This is a genomic window from Paraburkholderia phenoliruptrix, from assembly GCF_019511605.1.
GTDB lineage: Bacteria > Pseudomonadota > Gammaproteobacteria > Burkholderiales > Burkholderiaceae > Paraburkholderia > Paraburkholderia phenoliruptrix_A.
The window spans coordinates 24,433-46,272 of record NZ_JAEUAV010000031.1; the positions used below are offsets into that span (position 1 = coordinate 24,433).

21 protein-coding genes are annotated in these 21,840 nt (G+C 62.7%); 8 read left to right on the forward strand and 13 right to left on the reverse strand.

The window, feature by feature from the left end:
* Positions 1-56: 56 nt before the first annotated feature.
* From tpx to JNB89_RS27445, 3 genes are all read left to right on the forward strand, one after another.
* The gene (gene tpx / locus JNB89_RS27435) at positions 57-557 is read left to right on the forward strand and encodes a thiol peroxidase (RefSeq protein WP_013340540.1); all 501 of its coding nucleotides are present in this window, start codon (positions 57-59) and stop codon (positions 555-557) included.
* A gap of 97 nt (positions 558-654) precedes the next feature.
* The gene (locus JNB89_RS27440) at positions 655-1,593 is read left to right on the forward strand and encodes a carbohydrate kinase family protein (protein WP_220364298.1); all 939 of its coding nucleotides are present in this window, start codon (positions 655-657) and stop codon (positions 1,591-1,593) included.
* 25 nt (positions 1,594-1,618) lie between these two features.
* The gene (locus tag JNB89_RS27445) at positions 1,619-2,095 is read left to right on the forward strand and encodes a glycine zipper 2TM domain-containing protein (protein WP_013340542.1); all 477 of its coding nucleotides are present in this window, start codon (positions 1,619-1,621) and stop codon (positions 2,093-2,095) included.
* 317 nt (positions 2,096-2,412) lie between these two features.
* Here the strand turns inward: JNB89_RS27445 and JNB89_RS27450 are convergent, their stop codons facing one another.
* The 7 genes from JNB89_RS27450 to JNB89_RS27480 all read right to left on the reverse strand — a co-directional run bounded on the left by JNB89_RS27450 (position 2,413) and on the right by JNB89_RS27480 (position 10,846).
* Positions 2,413-3,057 carry a histone H1-like DNA-binding protein gene (locus tag JNB89_RS27450; RefSeq protein ID WP_220364299.1) on the reverse strand — a complete coding sequence of 215 codons (645 nt, stop codon included), beginning with the start codon at positions 3,055-3,057 and terminating at the stop codon, positions 2,413-2,415.
* A gap of 30 nt (positions 3,058-3,087) precedes the next feature.
* Complete coding sequence (locus tag JNB89_RS27455) at positions 3,088-3,414, reverse strand: hypothetical protein (protein WP_220364300.1); 327 nt, start codon at positions 3,412-3,414, stop codon at positions 3,088-3,090.
* Positions 3,415-3,502: 88 nt separating this feature from the next.
* Positions 3,503-4,726, reverse strand: coding sequence for a ribonucleotide-diphosphate reductase subunit beta (locus JNB89_RS27460; protein ID WP_041728379.1), 1,224 nt, complete (start codon positions 4,724-4,726; stop codon positions 3,503-3,505).
* Between the two features lie 701 nt (positions 4,727-5,427).
* Positions 5,428-8,430 carry a ribonucleoside-diphosphate reductase subunit alpha gene (locus tag JNB89_RS27465; protein WP_220364301.1) on the reverse strand — a complete coding sequence of 1,001 codons (3,003 nt, stop codon included), beginning with the start codon at positions 8,428-8,430 and terminating at the stop codon, positions 5,428-5,430.
* A 557-nt stretch (positions 8,431-8,987) separates the two neighbouring features.
* Entirely contained in the window at positions 8,988-9,584 is a 597-nt protein-coding gene (gene ampD / locus JNB89_RS27470) for a 1,6-anhydro-N-acetylmuramyl-L-alanine amidase AmpD (RefSeq protein WP_013340547.1), read from the reverse strand.
* Complete coding sequence (locus JNB89_RS27475; protein ID WP_220364302.1) at positions 9,581-9,889, reverse strand: PP0621 family protein; 309 nt, start codon at positions 9,887-9,889, stop codon at positions 9,581-9,583. The genes ampD and JNB89_RS27475 overlap by 4 nt, the downstream gene beginning before the upstream one ends.
* A 9-nt stretch (positions 9,890-9,898) precedes the next feature.
* Entirely contained in the window at positions 9,899-10,846 is a 948-nt protein-coding gene (locus JNB89_RS27480) for a cytochrome C assembly family protein (RefSeq protein ID WP_013340549.1), read from the reverse strand.
* 80 nt (positions 10,847-10,926) lie between these two features.
* On the opposite strand from JNB89_RS27480, the gene ffh reads away from it, so the two are divergent.
* Positions 10,927-12,294, forward strand: coding sequence for a signal recognition particle protein (ffh, locus tag JNB89_RS27485; protein ID WP_013340550.1), 1,368 nt, complete (start codon positions 10,927-10,929; stop codon positions 12,292-12,294).
* A gap of 118 nt (positions 12,295-12,412) precedes the next feature.
* Positions 12,413-12,964 (forward strand): hypoxanthine-guanine phosphoribosyltransferase, encoded by a 552-nt coding sequence (locus JNB89_RS27490; RefSeq protein ID WP_013340551.1) that lies wholly within the window; start codon positions 12,413-12,415, stop codon positions 12,962-12,964.
* A 108-nt stretch (positions 12,965-13,072) separates the two neighbouring features.
* On the opposite strand, the gene JNB89_RS27495 is transcribed toward JNB89_RS27490, so the two are convergent.
* The gene (locus JNB89_RS27495; protein WP_220364303.1) at positions 13,073-13,672 is read right to left on the reverse strand and encodes a MarC family protein; all 600 of its coding nucleotides are present in this window, start codon (positions 13,670-13,672) and stop codon (positions 13,073-13,075) included.
* 12 nt (positions 13,673-13,684) lie between these two features.
* Positions 13,685-15,421, reverse strand: a complete 1,737-nt coding sequence (locus JNB89_RS27500; protein WP_135893078.1) for a proline--tRNA ligase — start codon at positions 15,419-15,421, stop codon at positions 13,685-13,687.
* A gap of 310 nt (positions 15,422-15,731) precedes the next feature.
* Between JNB89_RS27500 and JNB89_RS27505 the strand changes: the two genes are divergently transcribed.
* Positions 15,732-16,490 carry an RNA pyrophosphohydrolase gene (locus JNB89_RS27505; protein ID WP_220364304.1) on the forward strand — a complete coding sequence of 253 codons (759 nt, stop codon included), beginning with the start codon at positions 15,732-15,734 and terminating at the stop codon, positions 16,488-16,490.
* Positions 16,491-16,574: 84 nt separating this feature from the next.
* Positions 16,575-17,132 (forward strand): CNP1-like family protein, encoded by a 558-nt coding sequence (locus tag JNB89_RS27510; RefSeq protein ID WP_013340555.1) that lies wholly within the window; start codon positions 16,575-16,577, stop codon positions 17,130-17,132.
* Between the two features lie 278 nt (positions 17,133-17,410).
* On the opposite strand, the gene proB is transcribed toward JNB89_RS27510, so the two are convergent.
* The 4 genes from proB to rplU all read right to left on the reverse strand — a co-directional run bounded on the left by proB (position 17,411) and on the right by rplU (position 20,591).
* Positions 17,411-18,529 (reverse strand): glutamate 5-kinase, encoded by a 1,119-nt coding sequence (gene proB / locus JNB89_RS27515; protein ID WP_013340556.1) that lies wholly within the window; start codon positions 18,527-18,529, stop codon positions 17,411-17,413.
* Between the two features lie 68 nt (positions 18,530-18,597).
* Positions 18,598-19,719: an Obg family GTPase CgtA gene (gene cgtA, locus JNB89_RS27520; protein ID WP_135893080.1), complete on the reverse strand. Its 1,122-nt coding sequence runs from the start codon at positions 19,717-19,719 to the stop codon at positions 18,598-18,600.
* 271 nt (positions 19,720-19,990) lie between these two features.
* On the reverse strand, positions 19,991-20,254 hold the full coding sequence (gene rpmA / locus JNB89_RS27525) for a 50S ribosomal protein L27 (protein WP_013340558.1): 264 nt from the start codon (positions 20,252-20,254) through the stop codon (positions 19,991-19,993).
* Between the two features lie 25 nt (positions 20,255-20,279).
* Complete coding sequence (gene rplU / locus JNB89_RS27530) at positions 20,280-20,591, reverse strand: 50S ribosomal protein L21 (RefSeq protein WP_007180329.1); 312 nt, start codon at positions 20,589-20,591, stop codon at positions 20,280-20,282.
* A 237-nt stretch (positions 20,592-20,828) separates the two neighbouring features.
* Between rplU and JNB89_RS27535 the strand changes: the two genes are divergently transcribed.
* Positions 20,829-21,821 (forward strand): polyprenyl synthetase family protein, encoded by a 993-nt coding sequence (locus JNB89_RS27535; RefSeq protein WP_135893081.1) that lies wholly within the window; start codon positions 20,829-20,831, stop codon positions 21,819-21,821.
* The last annotated feature ends 19 nt before the right edge of the window (positions 21,822-21,840 follow it).

Below are 21,840 nucleotides of genomic sequence, written 5' to 3' on the forward strand. Positions count from 1 at the left end.
GGCTCGAACCGGGCGCGTTCACCGTCATCACTGACGAACCTTCGGAGCACAACAACATGAGTCAAGTCACGCTGGGTGGTAACCCGATCGAAGTAGCCGGTACGTTCCCGTCGGTCGGCCAGACCGCGCCTGCCTTCTCGCTGGTCGGCAAGGACCTGAAGCCGTTGTCGCTCGCCGATTTCGCCGGCAAGCGCAAGGTGCTGAACATCGTGCCGAGCCTCGACACGCCGACTTGCGCGACCTCCACCCGCAAGTTCAACGAAGCCGCGGCCAAGCTCACCAACACGTCGGTGATCGTGGTGTCGGGCGACCTGCCGTTTGCCGCGTCGCGCTTCTGCACGACCGAGGGCATCGAAAACGTCGTGACCGCCTCGACCTTTCGCGGCCATGAGTTCGCACAAGCCTACGGCGTCGACGTGACGAGCGGGCCGCTCGCGGGTCTGACGGCGCGCGCCGTCGTCGTGATCGACGAGAACGACAAAGTCGTTCACGCGGAACTGGTCAGCGAAATCAAGAACGAACCGAACTACGACGCTGCACTTGCCGCGCTGAAGTAAACCCCAAGCGTACGAAGACTCCGGCGCCGCGCTTCACGCGCGGCGCTGTCGCATCTTCCGCCCGATTTCTCCATAGTTTTTTACAGGAACGCTCGCCTTGTCTACGCTGATTTGCGGCTCGCTCGCCTACGACAACATCATGACCTTCGAAGGCCGGTTCCGGGAGCACATCCTGCCGGAGCAGGTCCACATCCTGAACGTCAGCTTTCTCGTGCCGACCATGCGCCGCGAGTTCGGCGGCTGCGCGGGCAACATCGCCTACTCGCTGAATCTGCTCGGCGGCGACGCGCGCATCATGGGCACGCTCGGCGAGGTCGACGCACAGCTCTACATGGACCGGTTCCGGCAACTCGGGCTGTCGACGGAAAACGTGCTCGTCGTGCCAGGCACCTACTCGGCGCAGGCCATGATCACCACAGACCTCGAGAACAATCAGATCACCGCGTTCCACCCTGGCGCGATGATGCAATCTCACCTGAACCGCGCGGACGAAGCGAAGGGCATTACGCTCGGCATCGTCGCGCCCGACGGCTACGACGGCATGGTGCAGCATTCCGAGCATCTGGCGGCGGCGGGCGTGCCGTTCATCTTCGATCCGGGCCAGGGTCTGCCGCTCTTCGACGGTGCCGCATTGCGGCGCATGATTGAACTTGCGACTTACGTAGCTGTCAACGATTACGAAGCCAAGCTCGTTAGCAACAAGACCGGCTGGTCGATGGAAGAAATCGCCGGCAAGGTCGAAGCGCTCATCGTGACGCTCGGCGAACACGGCGCGCAGATTCATCATGCAGGCGGCGTCGAAGAAATTCCGGCCGTCAAGGCGCAGCAGGTGCTCGATCCAACCGGTTGCGGCGACGCATTTCGCGGCGGCCTGCTGTACGGCATCGAAAAGAAGCTCGGCTGGGCGACCACCGGCCGTCTCGCGAGCCTCATGGGCGCGCTGAAGATCGAGCACCAGGGCCCGCAGAACTATGCGCCCACCCGGGCGCAGATCAACGAACGGTTCAAGCAGGCGTTCGGGTACGACCTGCCGTAATAACGGAAGCTATTGGAGTTAGGGAATGAGAACAACGAGTCGCCTGGTAGTGGCCGCCTTGATTGCCGGTTCGCTGGCCATGTCGGGGTGTGCGTATAACAGCAGCTCTGCAGACGTGTACACGGCGTCGCAGGCGCAGCGCGAGGAAACGGTCCGCATGGGCACGGTCGACAGTGTGCGCGCAGTGAAGATCAGCTCGAACAACGGTCAGCCTAGCGGCCTCGGCGCAATCGGCGGCGGCGCGCTGGGCGCGGTGGCCGGCAGCGCGATCGGCGGCGGACGCGGCTCGATTGTCACCGGCATCATCGGCGGCCTGGCGGGTGCGGTGGCGGGCAACTCGGTCGAGAACAGCGTCGCCGTGCGCGACGGTCTTGAAATCACCGTGCGACTCGACAACGGCGACATCCGCGCGATCACCCAAAGCGCCACCGGCGAGATTTTTCGCGCCGGCGAGCGCGTGCGGCTTCTCTCCAGCGGCGGCGTGACGCGCGTCACGCACTAGTTTTCCCCTCTCGAGCGGCCAGCTTGACGCGGCCGCATCGACCTCACACGCATGCCCTCCCCTGTGCATGCGTTTTTTTTTCGCCTCACGTTGAGCAGACGATGCAAGGCCGCGCGCGGCGCCAGCGGCACAGTCGCAGCCGCGCTGTCGACGCACGACACATCTGGACTCACTCCCGGTTCGGGCGAAAAAAATCCCGTTGCCAAAAAAAACGGCAACGGGATCATCACCGCGTAGCGCTCGCGATACTGCGTCAAGCGCTACCCGATCGGGCGCATCGAACGACGCGCCGAAGTACTTCTACTGCCTGCGTCCTGTTACGGACGGCTGCCCGTCGGGAACGGCCATGCCGCTGCCGGGTTCAGCGCGGTCTTCACCGTTGCCGCCGGCGCGCTCGAAACAGAAGTCGCAGCGGGTGCAGGCGCAGCCTTCTTGGCGACAGCCTTCTTCGCAGGTGCGGCCTTCTTCGCAGGAGCGGCAGCCTTCTTCGCAGGAGCAGCCTTCTTGGCAGGCGCAGCCTTTTTAGCGGCAGCCTTCTTCGCAGGGGCAGCCTTCTTGGCAGCAGCCTTTTTCGCAGGCGCAGCTTTCTTCGCAGCAGCCTTCTTCGCAGGCGCGGCCTTCTTAGCCGCGGCCTTCTTAGCCGGCGCTGCCTTCTTTGCAGTCGCCTTCTTGGCCGGTGTAGCCTTCTTCGCTGCTGCCTTCTTCGCCGGTGCAGCCTTCTTCGCTGCTACCTTCTTCGCCGGAGCTGCCTTCTTCGCTGCGGTCTTCTTGGCCGGTGCAGCCTTCTTCGCTGCAACCTTCTTCGCCGGAGCTGCCTTCTTGGCTGCGACCTTCTTAGCCGGCGCTGCCTTCTTCGCTGCTACTTTCTTTGCCGGTGCGGCCTTCTTCGCCGGAGCTGCCTTCTTGGCTGCGACCTTCTTCGCTGCAGGCTTCTTAGCGGCGGCTTTCTTTGCAGTTGCCATCATTTTCTCCTTCAGGTTTTCAGATGAGAGTCAGTTCAAACTACACCCTTCGTCAAAACCCGCTTCCCGCGGACGCTTCTCAGGGCGCGCGCTACGAAGCGGGCTATTCATCGGCGTACGCAGGTGCTGCGCGCTTACGCTAATGAATGCGGTAAGGCGCGCCGTGCCCGGAGGCACCGCGCGCCAAATGTCATCGGCGTTGGGTCGCAACGCCGGCAATTGCTTGATCGAGCCGACGGCGATCACGCCGACGGCTTTTTCCGGGGGGAAGTTTGCCCATCCCACTGAAGGGTTCGCAAAGTGCCAGTCATGTTTGTGGGCCGCGAAGGCACGCGGCGCACCGGGCACGCTTTGCATCAGGCGGTTCAGCTCCTAAACATAATTGCCGCAGCTTTTAGGCCCACGGCATCCCCATCGATGAATGCATCTGCGACTCGAACCCGGATCACTCCCAGGTCAGCGCGCCGCCAGTCTGATATTCGATCACACGCGTTTCGAAGAAGTTGCGCTCCTTCTTCAGGTCGATCATCTCGCTCATCCACGGGAACGGGTTTTCCTCGTTCGGGTACAGCGGATCGAGACCGATCTGCTGGCAACGGCGGTTGCAGATGAAGCGCAGATAGCTCTTGAACATCGACGCATTGAGGCCGAGCACCCCGCGCGGCATCGTGTCTTCTGCGTAGCGATATTCGAGCTCGACCGCCTGCTGGAAGATCTCGCGGATTTCCGCGCGGAACTCAGCGGTCCAGAGCTGCGGGTTTTCGAGTTTGATCTGGTTGATCAGGTCGATGCCGAAGTTGCAGTGCATCGACTCGTCGCGCAGGATGTATTGGTACTGTTCCGCCGCGCCGGTCATCTTGTTCTGGCGACCCAGCGCCAGGATTTGCGTAAAGCCGACGTAGAAGAACAGGCCTTCCATCACACACGCGAAAACGATCAGCGAGCGCAGCAGCGTCTGGTCGGTTTCCAGCGTGCCGGTCTTGAAACCCGGATCGGTCAGCACATTGATGTACGGAATCAGGAATTCGTCTTTCGCGCGGATCGAGGGGACCTCGTGATACGCGTTGAAGATTTCCCCTTCGTCCAGACCCAGCGATTCGACGATGTACTGGTAAGCGTGCGTGTGGATCGCCTCTTCGAACGCCTGGCGCAGCAGGAACTGGCGGCATTCGGGCGCCGTGATGTGGCGGTAGGTGCCCAGCACGATGTTGTTGGCGGCGAGGGAGTCGGCCGTGACGAAGAAGCCCAGGTTGCGCTTGACGATGCGGCGCTCGTCTTCGGTCAGCCCGTTCGGGTCTTTCCAGAGGGCGATGTCGCGCGACATGTTCACTTCTTGCGGCATCCAGTGGTTGGCGCAACCAGCCAGATACTTTTCCCAAGCCCACTTGTATTTGAACGGCACCAACTGATTGACGTCGGTCTGGCCGTTGATGATGCGCTTGTCGGCGACATTGACCCGAGCCTCTGAAACGGCAGCCGTTCCAGCACCACGAGCAACGGGAGCGACAGCGATGTCGTTCGCGAAGATGTCTTGAGCCGAGGGAGCATGAGGAGCGGAACGCGTTCCCACTTGCGAACCGACAGCCGGTCCCGCAGCGTTGCGCAACACGTTCGGTTGCGTAGCGCTCGAGGGAGTTACGGCAGTGATCTCGTCATCCCAGTTGAGCATAAATGTCACCATCAATTTAGAACGGTTTGTACCATCTTTTCACGAGCGATAAAAGAGTCCGCTCATGAAAAATCCTGTTTTCGATTCGCGTTGCTACGTTCATACAACACTTTGTTCAACGATGTGTGTGCATCGCCTCGTGTGAGGCGTGTTGAACGTATGCCGTCGACGTACTTCGCGAGCTCGAAGAGCAACGTGTTCAAGCGTCGTTTCGCTGCTCTATCTATCTGTGTTGCGCAGTGCTTGTGTCGTCTACTGAACCTGCTGCGGGTTACGAACCCGATGCCGGTTGCCAACTTGCTGCGCGTGCCGATTCGTCCGCACGAGTGAGATGAAGTTCAACGCAACCTCGGGTCATGCATGTAGCCGGCTGCCTTGCTTGCCCGCTTGCCGCTTGCCGCAAGCGCGATGGCGTGTTGCCGAAGCGTTGCACGAGCGTTGCACGAGCGTTGCGAACCATTGCCCTGGGCGGCGGGTCTTGCAATCCGCTGTCGTCTCGCGCGCTGCGCGATGTGCCGAGCTGCTGCTTCGCTACTTCACTTTTCCCACGCTGAGCGGTGCGGCCTCTCACTTCATCATCGCGCTTGCCGCGCCGCTCGTCGGGATACTTCTGCTTCATCTTCGCGAGGTTCGTTGTCGCTGAATGCGGGTGATTACCTAGGACCCTTTAGCAAACAACGAACCTGCGTGCTGCTCGCCGCTTATTGGCAAGCCTCGCACTCGTCGAAGCCAGGGTCGCCAGGACGCATCATGCAGACGGGACCGTCGGCTTCGGGCGCGGCTTCCACCGCAACCGCCGGCACTGCTGCCGCCGATGCCTGCAGACCGCCCGCACCGCCGCTCACGCCAAAACCGCCCGCCGCGCCGCCGTTGATTCCGCCCGCGCCACCAGCACCTTCGCCGCCGCCCGAGCTCACCGCGTTGAGCGCGCCGTGAGCAACCGTCGACTTCTCGACGTGCGTCGCCGCCATCGTGCGCAGGTAGTACGTGGTTTTCAGACCGCGCACCCATGCGAGCTTGTAGATCTCGTCGAGCTTCTTGCCCGACGCGCCGGCCATGTAGATGTTCAACGACTGCGCCTGGTCGATCCACTTCTGACGGCGCGACGCCGCTTCGACCAGCCACTTCGGATCGACCTCGAACGCCGTCGCGTAGATCGCGCGCAGGTCGGCCGGAATGCGGTCGATGCGCGAGAGCGTGCCGTCGAAGTACTTGAGGTCGGCGACCATCACTTCGTCCCACAGGCCGCGCGCCTTCAGGTCGCGCACCAGGTAGTCGTTGACCACCGTGAACTCGCCCGACAGGTTCGACTTCACGTACAGGTTCTGGAACGTCGGCTCGATGCAAGCCGACACGCCGATGATGTTCGAGATGGTCGCCGTCGGTGCGATTGCGATGCAGTTCGAGTTGCGCATGCCGTAGGTGGCGACGCGCTGACGCAGTTCGGTCCAGTCCATCGACTCGCTCGAATCGACTTCCACGTAGCCGCCGCGCGCTTCGGCGAGCAGCTTGACCGAGTCTTGCGGGAGAATGCCGCGATCCCACAGCGAGCCGCGGTAGCTCGAATAACGGCCGCGCTCTTCGGCCAGTTCGGTCGACGCGTAGTAAGCGTAGTAGCAGACCGCTTCCATCGACGTGTCGGCGAACTTCACCGCTTCTTCCGACGCGTACGGCGTGCGCAGCAGATGCAGGCAGTCCTGGAAGCCCATGATGCCCATGCCGACCGGACGGTGCTTCAGGTTCGAGTTACGTGCCTTGGCCACCGCGTAGTAGTTGATGTCGATCACGTTGTCGAGCATGCGCATCGCAACGCTGATCGTGCGCTTGAGCTTGTCGTGGTCGAGCGCGAGCGTGCCGTCGGCCTGTTCTTTCAGATGCGCGACGAGGTTCACCGAGCCCAGGTTGCAGACGGCAATTTCAGCGTCGCTGGTGTTCAGCGTGATTTCCGTGCACAGGTTCGACGAGTGCACGACGCCCACGTGCTGTTGCGGCGAGCGCACATTGCACGGGTCCTTGAACGTGATCCACGGGTGACCCGTTTCGAACAGCATGCCGAGCATCTTGCGCCACAGTTGCGCCGCCGGGATCTTCTTGAACAGCTTGATCTCGCCGCGCGCGACCTTGTCTTCGTAAGCCGTGTAAGCCGCTTCGAAGTCGGCGCCGAACTTGTCGTGCAGGTCCGGGCAGGTGGACGGCGAGAACAGCGTCCAGTCGCCGCCTTCCATCACGCGCTTCATGAACAGGTCGGGAATCCAGTTCGCCGTGTTCATGTCGTGCGTGCGGCGACGGTCGTCGCCGGTGTTCTTGCGCAGCTCCAGGAATTCTTCGATGTCGAGGTGCCACGTTTCCAGGTATGCGCACACCGCGCCCTTGCGCTTGCCGCCCTGGTTCACGGCCACTGCCGTGTCGTTGACGACCTTCAGGAACGGCACGACGCCTTGCGACTTGCCGTTGGTGCCCTTGATGTGCGAGCCGAGCGCACGCACGCGCGTCCAGTCGTTGCCCAGACCGCCGGCAAACTTCGAGAGCAGCGCGTTTTCCTTCAGTGCTTCGTAGATGCCGTCGAGGTCGTCGTCGACCGTCGTCAGATAGCACGACGACAGTTGCGAGCGGCGCGTGCCCGAGTTGAACAGCGTCGGCGTGGACGACATGAAGTCGAAGCTCGACAGCACGTTGTAAAACTCGATGGCGCGCGCTTCACGGTCGATCTCGTTCAGCGACAGGCCCATCGCGACACGCATAAAGAATGCCTGGGGCATTTCGATGCGCACGCCATCGTGATGCAGGAAGTAGCGGTCGTACAGCGTTTGCAGACCGAGGTAGCCGAACTGCAGGTCGCGGTTCGCGTCGAGCGCGGCGCCCAGACGCTTCAGGTCGAACTGCAGCAGCTTGTCGTCGAGCAGTTCGGCCTGCACGCCGCGCTTGATGAACTGCGGGAAGTACTCGGCATAGCGCTCGCCCATTTCGGCTTGCGTTACTTCTTCTTCGAGAATCTCGCGGCGGATGGTGTGCAGCAGGATGCGCGCGGTGACCTGGCTGTAGGCCGGGTCTTTTTCGATCATCGTGCGGGCAGCGAGAATGGCCGAGTCGTAGACCTGGCTCATCGGCACGCCGTCGTACAGGTTCTTCACCGTTTCCGCGACGATCGGCTCGGCGCTCACGGCGTCGCCCAGATTCGCGCAGGCGGACTCAATGATGCCGCGCAGCGCAGCCATGTCGAGCGGACGGGTCACGCCGTTGTCGGTCACGCTCAGGCCCGGCGTGCTGCCGGCCGCCTGCTCGTCGTGAGCGCGCGCCTGGGTGCGCTTCTCGCGATACAGCACGTAGGCACGCGCGACGTTGTGCTCGCCGCCGCGCATCAGCGCGAGTTCGACCTGATCCTGAATGTCTTCGATATGGAAGGTGCCGCCGTTCGGACGGCTGCGCAGCAGCGCGCGAACCACGTTCTGCGTGAGTTGCTCGACCAGTTCCCGCACACGCGCCGACGCCGCGCCCTGACCACCGTTGACGGCGAGGAATGCCTTGGTGACCGCAATGGCGATCTTCGACGGTTCGAACGACACCACGCTGCCATTACGGCGGATCACCTTGTAGTCGGCGTACGTCGCTTGCGGCGCGAGCGCTTGATTGCCTTGCGCCTGGCCGAAGGTCTGGCCAGTCGGTGATCCCTCATACCGGGTCGTCACGTTGTCGGTGGTTTGCATGTGCAAAGCTCCTGGTCCTGGAAATGTTGCGGCGAGTGCCGCGGATTAAAACGAACGCTGCGCCGCCGCGTGCGCAAGCGATGAGGTGCAGGAAAAAGACTGGCCAGTGCGGCTGGCGGGATGCGACTGAGATGAAGCCTGATTCGAATTCGTAACGGTCTTCTTCGATGTCGCGATCACTCTCAACCCCTTTCCTGATGCTTTGTGGTTGCCGCCGGTTGGTCTGGACCGGCGGCGCCGCAGGAATTTTTCGCTGCCTGGAATGCTTGCGGCGCCATGCTCGAAAGCGGGGCGCCGCAGACTGGCCACTCAGTTATGCACCGGGTTATGCACAAGGTTGCTCACCCGGTTATTCACACAGTTATGCACAAGAGACACAATATCTAGTGCGTAACCGAATTTGTGGCACCAAGTATAGTGGAGTTTCAAGACAGATCAAATCGTTTTATTTGCTGCGGAAGTCTTGACTTTTGCCCCGCGCGACGCGAAGCCGTCTCCCCGGAGAGCGAGGCGGTGCCTCGTTCTCCCCGCATCACGCGAGTTCGCGCGACAGGCCGTTACGGCGTTTTGGAAAACTTGAGATAGGGGAAATACCGATCCGCGAGCGATGTGTCGCGTTGCAGGCGCGTCCACTCGAAGTGAGGGCCTGGGTCGGTCTTGCGGCCGGGCGCAATGTCGGAGTGGCCGGCGAGCGCTTCAATTGGATAGCGCGCCGTGAGTGCGCGCACGAGCGCGCTCAACGTGCGGTATTGCGCCGCCTCGAACGCGGTCGTGTCGCTGCCTTCGAGCTCGATGCCGATCGAGAAGTCATTGCAGCGCTCGCGGCCGAAGAAGTTCGACGGCCCCGCGTGCCACGCGCGCTCGTTGCACGACACGAACTGCTCGAGCGCGCCGTCGCGATGAATCACGACATGCGCCGATACGCGCACGCCGCGCAGATGCGCGTCGTAGTACGGGTGCGCGTCGCAATCGAGCGTATTGAGGAAGAGTTCGGCGATCGCCGTGCCGCCGAATTCGTTAGGCGGCAAGCTGATGTTGTGCACCACGATCAGCGTGGGCACCATGCCTTGCGGCCGCGCCTCAAAATTCGGCGACGGCAGCTTGCGTGCCTGTGCGATCCAACCGTCTGCGTCGACGGTGAATTCGCCGCTCATCGGGCGTCGCGGCCCGTTGGTCGAGCGCCGTGCCGCTGCGCATGCGCGGCACTGCAAAAAGCCTGTCCGGCAACGATCACCGAGTCGCCCTTCGGCGCATGCACGCCGCACTCGACACAACGGATCATCGGCTCGGCAAGTTGCGGCGCCCCCGACGCACCCGCGGCGCCATTGGCATTGGTAGCGCCCCTGCGCGCCCCACTCGTTCCGCTACGTTGCGCCGTGTGTGCGTCATGACGGCGCAGCGCCTTCGCAAGCCACTGCCCGACAACGAACAGCACGATCAGCAAAAAGATTTCTCGCATGGAACACGCTCACACTACGGCACGGTGCAACAGCACCTCGAATACGAAACGGCTGCCGACATACGCCAGCAGCAACGCGACGAACGACGCCAACACCCAGCGCAACGCGGCACGACCGCGCCAGCCGGAGATCTTGCGTGCCGTCAGGAGCGCGCCGAACATCACCCACGAAAGAATCGCGAACACGGTCTTGTGATCCAGGTTCAGCGCGCGGTCCACCAGTTGCTCGCTAAACAGGATGCCGGACACGAGCGTGAGCGTGAGCAGCACGAAGCCTGCGCCGATCAGACGGAACAGCAGCTTTTCGAGCGTGAGCAGCGGCGGCAGCGTGTCGAGCCAGCTGGAGAGCCAGCCGTTACCGGCTGCGGCGGCATGCCGCTCGCCGACGCCGCCGCGCATTGCATGAAGCCGGCGCTCGACGAGCAGCATCAGGACCGCGTGCAGCGCCGCAATGGCGAAGAGGCCATACGCGATGTTGGCAATCAGAAAGTGCAGCTTGAACATGGGCGCGGCCGAATACGGCAGCACGCGCACGCCATTGAACGCGAGCGGCAAAAGCGAAGCGACGCAGGCGAGCGGCAACACGAGGAGCCGCAGCCCGTCGAGCGGAAAGAAGAAGCTCTCTATCCAGTAGATGCCGGCGCCGAGCCAGAACATGGCCGACAGCGCAAAGGCGAAGCCGAACACCATCGCATTCTGCGGAAAGATCGTGGTGTGCAGCAGCACGCCGTGCGCGAGCAGCGCGACGAACAGTAGCGCACGGCCCGACGAGCTCATACCGGACGCCGCAGCGCCGGCGAGGCCCGGGCGCGCCTGCGCTGCCGGTACCGCGGTGGCGGGCAGCGGCGAGACGCCTTCCAGCAGGGGACGCGATCCGGCGTGCCGGTGCGAGCGCCAGCCGGCCACGGCGAGTCCGCCGTAGAGGAGCGCGGTGAGGGCATACAGTACAATATCCATATTCGAAGTTTACACTAGGCCCCTGCCCTGCGACGTCTTCCGCTTCGCACTCGCCCGGGCCGCACCGTTCATCGCTCCCCATGCTCGACAATCTGACTCAACGGATGGCGCGCGTCGTCAAGACGCTGCGCGGCGAAGCCCGGCTCACTGAGGCGAACACCCAGGAAATGCTGCGCGAAGTGCGTCTCGCGCTGCTCGAAGCGGACGTGGCGCTGCCCGTCGTGCGCGAGTTCATCGCGAAGGTCAAGGAGAAGGCGCTCGGCGAAGAAGTGCTGAGCAGCCTGTCGCCGGGCCAGGCGCTCGTCGGCGTGGTGCAGCGCGAGCTGACCGCCGTGATCGGCGGCGACTACGAAGGCAAGGCCTCCGAGCTCAACCTCGCCGTCACGCCGCCGGCCGTCATCCTGATGGCGGGTCTGCAAGGCGCAGGTAAAACCACCACCGTCGGCAAGCTCGCCAAGCTGTTGCGCGAGAAGTACAAGAAGAAGGTGCTCACGGTTTCGTGCGACGTCTACCGCCCCGCCGCTATCGCGCAGTTGAAGACGGTGACCGAGCAGGTCGGCGCGGACTTCTTCCCGTCCGAGCCGGATCAGAAGCCGGTGGACATCGCGCGCGCCGCGGTGGATTGGGCCAAGCGCCACTATCACGACGTGCTGCTCGTCGACACGGCCGGCCGTCTAGGTATCGACGAAGCGATGATGCAGGAGATCGCCGCGCTGCACAGCACGCTGAAGCCGGCGGAAACCCTTTTCGTCGTCGATGCGATGCTCGGCCAGGACGCGGTGAACACCGCCAAGGCATTCAGTGACGCGCTGCCGCTCACCGGCGTCGTGCTCACCAAGCTCGACGGCGACTCGCGCGGCGGCGCGGCGCTTTCCGTGCGCCACGTCACGGGCAAGCCGATCAAGTTCGTCGGCGTCGCGGAAAAGCTCGACGGGCTGGAAGTGTTTTATCCGGACCGTATGGCGAACCGGATTCTCGGCATGGGCGACATTCTTGCCCTCGTCGAAGAAGCGCAGCGCGGCGTTGACGTGCAGGCCGCGCAAAAGCTCGCCGACAAGGTCAAGAAGGGCGGCGACTTCGACCTCAACGATTTCCGCGCGCAGCTCACGCAAATGAAGGGCATGGGCGGCCTTTCGTCGCTGATGGACAAGTTGCCCGCGCAGTTCCAGCAAGCCGCTGCCGGCGCCGACATGAGCCAGGCCGAAAAGCAGATGCGCCGCATGGAAGGCATCATCAATTCCATGACGCCGCTCGAACGCGCCAAGCCCGATCTCATCAAGGCGACGCGCAAGCGCCGCATCGCCGCAGGCGCGGGCGTGCAGGTGCAGGAAGTCAACCGCATGCTGAACCAGTACGACCAGATGCGCACCATGATGAAAAAGCTCAAAGGCGGCAATCTGCAAAAGATGATGCGCGGCATGAAGGGCATGTTGCCCGGCATGCGCTAAGCTTGACGAAGATGGCGGCGCGGGTTGCGACACGACCTGCTCCCGCCATCCCGAAAGGGGACTTCCTCCGGGGCGTTCTCACTCACACTATGTATACAGTTACCGCCCGTCAGACGTCATGAACCGCGAAGAAGCTCTCCACATTTTTAGCCACTCCGAAGAAATCGTGTCGGCAGACGAGGTCAATGCGTCGATTAGCGGCATGGCTGCCGCGATTCGCACCGAAATGAGCGAGGACTTCCCGCTCGTGCTGTCCGTAATGGGCGGCGCGGCGGTGTTCACCGGCATGCTGTTGCCGCACCTCGACTTCCCGCTCGAGTTCGACTACATCCATCTGACCCGCTACCGCAACACCACCAAGGGCGGCAACGAAATGCAATGGCGCGTGGCGCCGGCGGAGTCGGTGAAAGACCGCGTGGTGCTGGTGCTCGACGACATTCTCGACGAAGGCGAGACGATGGCCGCGATTCGCGACCGCATTCTCGCGATGGGCGCGAAGCGCTTTCTGAGCGCGGTGCTGTGCGAGAAGATCATTCCGAAGGCCAAGCCGCTGCGCCCCGACTTCTGCGGCTTCGAGGTCCCCGACCGCTATGTGTTCGGCTGCGGCATGGACGCGAAAGGCTATTGGCGCAACCTGCCGACCATTCGTGCGCTGACCGAGGGCGCTTGAGTGTTTGGCTCGTGCGTCTCACGGCCAGGTTTTTATAGATCGTGACAGTAGAAAAGCGGCCCCGCGGGCCGCTTTTTCATTGCGTGACGAGACAGCGAAGCGCCGGTTTCACAGTTGATGCACGAACGCGCGAATGCCGCCCAGCATCATCTCCACCGAGATTGCCACCAGCACGAGTCCCATCAGCCGCTCGAATGCCATCATGGTGCGCTCGCCGAGCCATGCCTGAATGCGCTCGGCCAGCATCAGCACCACGGCACACACGATCATGGTGACGGTCAGCGCGCCGATCCACTCGAACATCTTGCCGGGCGCCTGCGACGTGAGCAGCATGACAGTGGCGAGCGCCGACGGTCCCGCCAACGCCGGAATGGCGAGCGGTACGATCAACGGCTCGCCGCCGCGCGTGTCGCCGCCGAACGGGCCGTCAGGATGCGGAAACACCATGCGCAGCGCGATCAGAAACAGAACGATGCCGCCGCCGATGCGCAACGACTGGTCAGTGAGACTCATCATGCGCAAAAACGCGTCGCCGAGCACCATGAACAGAAGCAGGATGGCAAACGCGATCGCGACCTCGCGCAGGATCACAGCGGTGCGCCGCTTCGGCGACACACCGCGCAGACAGCTGATGAAGAGCGGAATGTTGCCGAGCGGGTCGGTGATGAGAATCAGCAGGACGGTCGCAGACAGGAAGGTGTACTCCACCGTCCGCTCCGCTTAGCGTGCTAGCGCCGCGCGAACCTTCGCGATGACCGCTTGCGCGGCTTCGTCGACCGGCAGCAAGGTCGCCTCCGCGTCGCGGCGGCCCTGATATTCGAGCTTGCCGTCCTTCAGGCCGCGGTCGCCGATCACCAGACGATGCGGCACGCCGATCAGTTCCCAGTCGGCGAACATTACGCCCGGACGCTCGCCACGATCGTCCAGAATCACGTCGATGCCCGCATCCACCAGTTGCGTGTACAGCTTGTCGGCCTGCTCGCGCACGGCTTCACTGCGGTCATAGCCCATCGGGCAGAGCACCACTTCGAACGGCGCAATGGATTCCGGCCAGATAATGCCCTTCTCGTCGAAATTCTGTTCGATCGCAGCGCCCAGAATACGCGTGATGCCGATGCCGTAGCAGCCCATTTCCATGGGCTGCGGCTTGCCGTTTTCGTCGAGGCAGGTGGCGTTCATCGCTTCCGAATATTTGGTGCCGAGCTGGAACACATGGCCCACTTCAATGCCGCGGCAGATGTCGAGCACGCCCTTGCCGTCCGGTGACGGATCGCCCTTCTTCACGTTGCGGATGTCCGCAACGACCGGTTCCGGCAGATCGCGGCCCCAGTTGACGCCGGTGGTGTGGTAGTCCACTTCGTTCGAGCCGACCACGAAGTCGCTCATGTTCGCAACCGTGCGGTCCGCGACGACCTTGACCGGCTTCTTCGTATTGAGCGGCCCCAGGTAACCCGGCGGCGTGCCGAAGGTTTCGATGATTTCCGCCTCAGTCGCCATGCGGAAGTCGGCGAGGCCGGGCAGCTTGCTTGCCTTGATCTCATTCAGGTCGTGATCGCCGCGCAGCATCAGCAGCCAGATGGTGGGCTCGGCGCCTTCGTTTTCAGTAGCCAGCACGATCGACTTGATGGTGCGCTCGAGCGGAATGTTCAGCAGCTCGGCGACGGCCTCGCATTTTGCCTTGCCCGGCGTCGGGGTCTTTTTCAGTTGCTCTGTAGGCGCGGCGCGTTCGGCGTAGAGCGGCAGCGCCTCCGCTGCTTCCACGTTGGCGGCGAAGTCGGAGGTCGGGCAATAGGCGATGGCGTCTTCGCCCGTATCGGCGATAACGTGAAATTCATGCGAGCCGCTGCCGCCGATCGACCCGTTGTCTGCCGCCACCGCGCGGAAATCGAGACCGAGACGCGTGAAGATGCGCACGTACGCCTCGTACATCTTGCGATACGACTCGCGCAGACCTGCCGCGTCTTTGTCGAACGAGTACGCGTCTTTCATGATGAACTCGCGGCCGCGCATGACACCGAAACGCGGGCGAATTTCGTCGCGGAATTTGGTCTGGACCTGATAGAAGTTGACCGGCAACTGACGGTAGCTCTTGATCTGGCCACGCGCGATGTCCGTCACCACTTCTTCGTGCGTCGGTCCGATCACGAAGTCGGACTGCTTGCGGTCCTTGAAGCGCAGCAATTCCGGCCCGTATTTCTCCCAGCGGCCCGATTCCTGCCACAGCTCCGCCGGCTGCACAGCCGGCATCAGCAATTCGATCGCGCCTGCCCGGTTCATTTCCTCGCGCACGATGGCTTCCACCTTGCGGATCGAACGCAGGCCGATCGGCAGATAGTTGTAGATGCCGCCGGCGACGCGGCGGATCATGCCGGCGCGCACCATGAGCTTGTGGCTGACGATCTCGGCGTCAGCCGGAGCTTCTTTCAGGGTGCCGATAAAGAAACGGGAAGCTTTCATTCAGATTTTCCAAAAGCGGCGGCTCCGGAGGGACCGCCCGAAAAGGGTAAAAACGGGAAATCGACACGGCCTGGGCGCCCGATCCCCTGCCGTGCGGCGCCGCCGCTGGCGCCGCACCGCGCCACACGCCGGGAGCGCCTGGGCGGCCACGCAACGCCTTCTGCACAAGGGATAACGCACGGGAAGTCTGACAGGCTACCGCAAATGCAGGCCTTTTGCGGCGAATCGTTCCATTCTGGTGCGAATCGGTGCGTGAGGGCCGTTATCTGTTTATAATCAAAGCAATTTTAAAGGATTCGAAGGTGGTTGTATGCTGGATCGTGAAGGCTTTCGCCCGAACGTCGGCATCATCCTCTTGAACGCGCACAACGAGGTGTTTTGGGGCAAACGGCTCCGTGAACATTCCTGGCAGTTTCCGCAAGGGGGCATCAAGTACGGAGAGACCCCCGTGCAAGCGATGTATCGGGAGTTACACGAAGAAACCGGCCTGCTTCCGGAGCACGTCAAAGTGATTGGTCGCACGCGCGACTGGTTGCGTTACGAGGTGCCTGACAAGTTCATCAAGCGCGAGGTACGCGGTCATTACCGCGGCCAGAAGCAAATCTGGTTTCTGCTCCGAATGGTGGGGCGCGATTGCGACATCTGCTTGCGCGCCACCGACCACCCGGAGTTCGATGCCTGGCGCTGGAACGAGTACTGGGTACCGCTCGACTGTGTGATCGAGTTCAAGCGGGATGTGTATCAGTTGGCGTTGACGGAACTATCCCGTTTCATGCGCCGGACTGCGCCGCGTGCGGAAAAACCCGGCGGTCACCATGGGCCGCGCTATCCCCGTATAGCGTCGTCAATGGAAAGCCTGCCGGATTCCACGGTGATGACGGTGACTTCGGTAACGTCTGTCAGGATCGAAACGTCAGTCCACACGACTAACGTGTCCGACTGCGGCGAAACTGCTCGCTCGGCGGACACGACGGACACGGCGGACAAGGCGGGCGCGACAGCAGAGCTCGAGGGCGAAGCCGCTCACGGCACCGAGGCTTCGCTGCTCCGTCAGGGCGCGCGTACCTGATCGTTCTGCGCGGGTTCCCATGCTGCACATGCGGGCGCGTCCCCCGGACTCCGGGAGCCGCGCCCGTTTTTTGAGGAAATCATATTGAAAGCACTTGCTCTCGTCGTGGCGTGCGTCGCCACCGGCGCCCTGCTGGCTGGCTGTTCGAGCGCCGGCAAACCCACCAATAAGGACGACAGCGCGTTCACCTACCTGCTCGACCGGCCCACGAACTGGGTGGAAAACAAGGTCGACACACTGCCGCCGTTGCCGCAGGACTCGAACCTGCTCCCCTTCGACGTGTCGGGCAACACGCCCTTGCATTTCGCGATTGACCGGAATTCGCTCACCGTCGGCTCCGACGGGGTGGTGCGCTACACGGTGGTTGTCACGAGCCCAAGCGGCGCACGCAACGTGAACTATGAGGGCATTCGCTGCGACACCTACGAATGGCGTCTGTATGCCGGTCTGAATGCAGATCACGACGGCTGGGACAGAACGGTCGCCAACGACTTCACGCGTATCGAGAACGGCGCACTGAATGCGTATCACGCGGCGCTGTATCAGGACTACCTGTGCGCGAACAAGCTGCCTACGGGCAGCGCGAAGTCGATCGTGGAGAACATTCGGTACAAGCGCACGGCCACGTCTCTCATTCATTGAAGCTTTGACGTGGTGGTGGGCGAAAAGCCGTTCCAGCTGTTAGTGGAACGGCTTTTTTATGTGGGGTGGGTGGCGGTTGCGGGTCGCGCTCGCGGTTGGCGGTCGCGGTTGGCGGTCGCGATTGGCCGTTGTCGGTGGAGGCTTTCAATGGCTGCTTCAGCTAGCCGCCCTTGGTAACTCGTCAGCCAACGGCACAGCCTGATATAGCGTTCCATGACTCCTGCACGCGGCTACCCAGCGTAACCGGGCTCACTCGACCAGAGCGAGCCGGTGTCGGATCAAACCAGCACCAGGTTGTCGCGATGAATCAGCTCTGGCTCCAGCATATAGCCAAGCACCGATTCAATCTCACCGCTGGGGCGCCGCTGAATCAGCTTCGTTTCCGCACTGCTGTAGTTGGTGAGGCCACGCGCGACTTCGCGGCCCGCTGCGTTCAGGCACGCGATCACTTCGCCGCGAGCAAACGCACCCTGCACGCCCACGATTCCGATAGGCAACAGGCTCTTGCCGCCTGCGGTCAGCTTCTCGACGGCGCCGTCGTCGATCACCACGTGGCCGCGCACCTGCAGATGGTCCGCCATCCATTGCTTGCGCGCGGCCATGCGCGCGGTGCGGGCGATCAATTGCGTGCCGATCGCTTCGCCGGAGGCCAGTCGTGACAGCACGTCAGCTTCGCGGCCGCTTGCGATCACGGTGTTCGCGCCGCTGTGCGCGGCCCGCTTGGCAGCCAGAATCTTGGTCAGCATGCCGCCGCGGCCGAGGCTCGAACCCGCGCCGCCGGCCATGGCTTCGAGGTCCGGCGCACCCGCATCGGCTTGCTGGACCAACGTCGCATGCGGATCTTTACGCGGATCGGCAGTAAAGAGCCCTTGTTGATCGGTCAGGATGATGAGTGCGTCACCTTCGATCAGGTTCGCCACGAGGGCGCCGAGCGTGTCGTTGTCGCCGAACTTGATCTCGTCGGTCACGACCGTGTCGTTTTCGTTGATGATGGGCACCACGCCAAGTCGCAGCAGCGTCAGCAGCGTGGAGCGTGCATTCAGATAGCGCTCGCGGTCCGCCAGATCGGCGTGGGTCAGCAGAATTTGCGCGGTCTGGATGGAATGCTCGGCAAAGCGGCTCTCATAGACCTGAGCCAAGCCCATTTGACCCACAGCGGCTGCAGCCTGAAGTTCGTCGATTTCACGCGGCCGTTTGGTCCAGCCGAGCCGCTGCATGCCCTCTGCAATGGCACCTGAACTCACCAGCACGACCTCTTTACCTTGCGCGCGCAACGCCGCAATCTGCGCAGCCCAGCGACCGATGGCCGCATGATCGAGGCCGCGCCCGTCGTTGGTGACGAGGCTCGAGCCGACTTTCACTACCAATCGCCGTGAATCTGCGATGACGGAACGCATTGTGCGCAGCCTCCCAAGATGACGCCTGACGCGCGCCGGTCACTATGACGCACCGGCGCTCGAGTTGTTTATTCCTGCGGATCGGCGTTGGACTCGCCGGTGGCGGCGGGCAGTGCCGGCTTTTCGCGAAAGCGCACGTCGGCGGCGAGATCTTCGGCCTCGGCTGCACGTTGGGCGTCCGAATGCGCGGCGATGTAGTCGTACACCGCATAGCAGAGGCTCTCGCAGCCCTGACCGGTCAGCGCCGAGATCTCGAAAACAGGACCGTCCCAACCGAAGCCTTCGAGGAAGGCCGACACTCGCGCTTCGCGCTCGTCCTCGGGCACCATGTCGAGCTTGTTCAGCACGAGCCAGCGCGGCTTCTGATACAGCAGCTCGTCGTACTTACGAAGCTCGTTGACGATCGCCTTGGCTTCAGCCACGGGATCGACCGATTCGTCGAACGGTGCGAGGTCGACGATATGCAGCAGCAGCCCTGTGCGCTGCAGGTGCCGCAGGAACTGGTGCCCCAGGCCCGCGCCCTCCGCCGCCCCCTCGATCAAACCAGGAATGTCGGCGATCACGAAACTGCGGCTCGGGCCCACGCGCACCACGCCGAGATTAGGCGCGAGCGTGGTAAAGGGATAGTCGGCAATCTTCGGCTTCGCATTCGAAACCGACGAGATGAAAGTCGACTTGCCGGCGTTCGGCATGCCGAGCAGACCGACGTCGGCCAGCACTTTGAGTTCGAGGCGCACCATGCGGCGCTCGCCCGGCTTGCCGTCCGTCTTCTGGCGCGGTGCCCGATTAGTGCTTGATTTGAAATGGAGGTTCCCCAGACCACCCGCCCCGCCCTGGGCGATCTGCACGCTCTGATTATGCTCGGTCAGGTCGGCGATCAGTTCGCCGGTTTCCATGTCGGTGATCGTGGTGCCGACCGGCATGCGCAGCGTGATGTCGTCGCCGCCCTTGCCGTAGCAATCCGAGCCTCGGCCATTCTCGCCGTTGCGCGCCTGATGTTTTTTCGCGTACCGGTAGTCGATCAGCGTGTTGATATTGCGGTCTGCTACCGCGATCACGCTGCCGCCCCGCCCGCCGTCGCCGCCATCCGGCCCGCCGAAGGGAACGAATTTCTCGCGGCGCATCGACGCGCTGCCATCCCCTCCGTCGCCGGCGATGACTTCAATCCTCGCTTCGTCAATGAACTTCATGCGTTACTCCGTCCCATGGTGTGCAGCCAGATGGTGCTATCAGATCTGGTGGTGCTGGATACTGCTGGATTCTGCTATTTTGCCGCGCCCGCCGCGCGATGATCAATCGACCGGATGGCATAGGACGACGCTGACCTGGACTCAGAACGCCCAAGCCTGCTGCCGCAATGCCTGCTGCCACAAAAACGGCCGCAATAACCAGCCGCAATAAAAAAAGCCCCGCTAACTTCGCGGGGCCTTTTCCGGTCCTGAAGCCCGTGCCTGGTTAAACTCAGGCTGCTGCCGGGACGACGCTGACCGTGTGCTTCTTTGCGGCGCCTTTCGTCGAGAACTGGACGTGGCCGTCTGCCAGCGCGAACAGGGTGTGATCCTTGCCCATGCCGACGTTCTCACCAGCGTGCATACGCGTGCCGCGTTGGCGAACGATGATGCCGCCAGCGTTGATAGCCTGACCGCCGTACACTTTCACGCCAAGTCGCTTCGACTCGGAGTCGCGGCCGTTCCGGGACGATCCGCCTGCCTTTTTGTGTGCCATTTGATTTGCTCCTTAACCGGTGCGCTTACGCGTTGATCGCGTCGATGCGCAGTTCGGTATAGTTCTGGCGGTGGCCGCCATGCTTCTGGTAGTGCTTCCGGCGACGCATCTTGAAGATGGTCACTTTTGCGTGACGACCTTGCGACACGACGGTAGCCTTGACGGAAGCCCCACTGACCAGCGGCGTACCGAACTTAATCGATTCGCCTTCGCCCACTGCGAGAACCTGGTCGAGCGTGATTTCAGCGTCAATGTCTGCCGGTATCTGTTCTACTTTAAGTTTTTCGCCGACGGCAACTTTATACTGCTTGCCACCGGTTTTTATGACCGCGTACATTGAGAACCTCACTCTGTGTTCATTTTTCCCACGCACCGCGCGCGGAAACCCGTGATTATACATAGAGTTAGCTGCTCGGTCAAAACTCATTGAGCGCCACTGCGCCGTGCCGTCCGGGTGTCCGCTGCACGGCAAGCGGCGCGAGCCGGCGGCCGCTGCGCGCGCCGCACGGCAGTCCGCGACCCGGAACCACCGCGATTCGCCTTATAATTCGCGGCATTACCCAATTCAGCCATCATGTCGTCGACTGCCACCCCCTCCTCCAACGCCGCCAGCCTGCTCGCTCCGATCGCCGAAGACATGCAGCAGGTGAATCGCGTCATCCGGCACCGTCTTGCGTCCGAGGTGATGCTGATCAACCAGATCTCCGAGTACATCATCAGTGCCGGAGGCAAGCGGCTGCGGCCCGCGCTGCTGCTGCTGGTGGCCGGTGCGCTCGGCGAAACCACGGGGCACAGGCACGAGTTGGCCGCGGTGGTCGAATTCATCCATACCGCCACGCTGCTGCACGACGACGTGGTGGACGAGTCGGACCTGCGGCGCGGACGCCAGACCGCCAATGCGCTGTTCGGCAACGCGGCGAGCGTGCTGGTCGGCGATTTTCTCTATTCGCGCTCGTTCCAGATGATGGTCGGCGTCGGCAAGATGCGGGTAATGGAGATTCTGTCGGAGGCCACCAACATCATCTCCGAAGGCGAAGTGCTGCAATTGCTCAACATGCACGACGCGGATGTCGACGAAGCCCGCTACATGCAGGTGATCCGCTACAAGACGGCCAAGCTCTTCGAGGCCGCAGCCCAGTTGGGCGCGGTGCTGGCCGGCGCAGACGCCCGTACGGAAGCAGCCGCGGCGGAATTCGGCCGGCGCATCGGCACGGCCTTCCAGATCATGGACGACTGGCTCGACTACACCGGCACGGCTGAATCCATGGGCAAGAATGCCGGCGACGACCTGCGTGAAGGCAAGCCCACCCTGCCGCTCATCTATTTGATCGAGCGCGGCACCCCCGAGCAGTCGGCTTTGGCTCGGGAAGCCATAGAACAGGGCGGCACCGACCGTTTCGACACCATTTTCGAGGCGATCACGCGCTCGGGCGCGCTGGACCACACCCTCGAATGCGCGAAACAGGAGGCTCAGGCGGCCGCCACAGCAATTTCTTCGTTTCCGGATTCCATTTACAAAGAAAGCCTGCTAGAATTATGTTCTTACTCGACGGCGAGACAGTCTTAAACGAGACGGAGACGCCGGT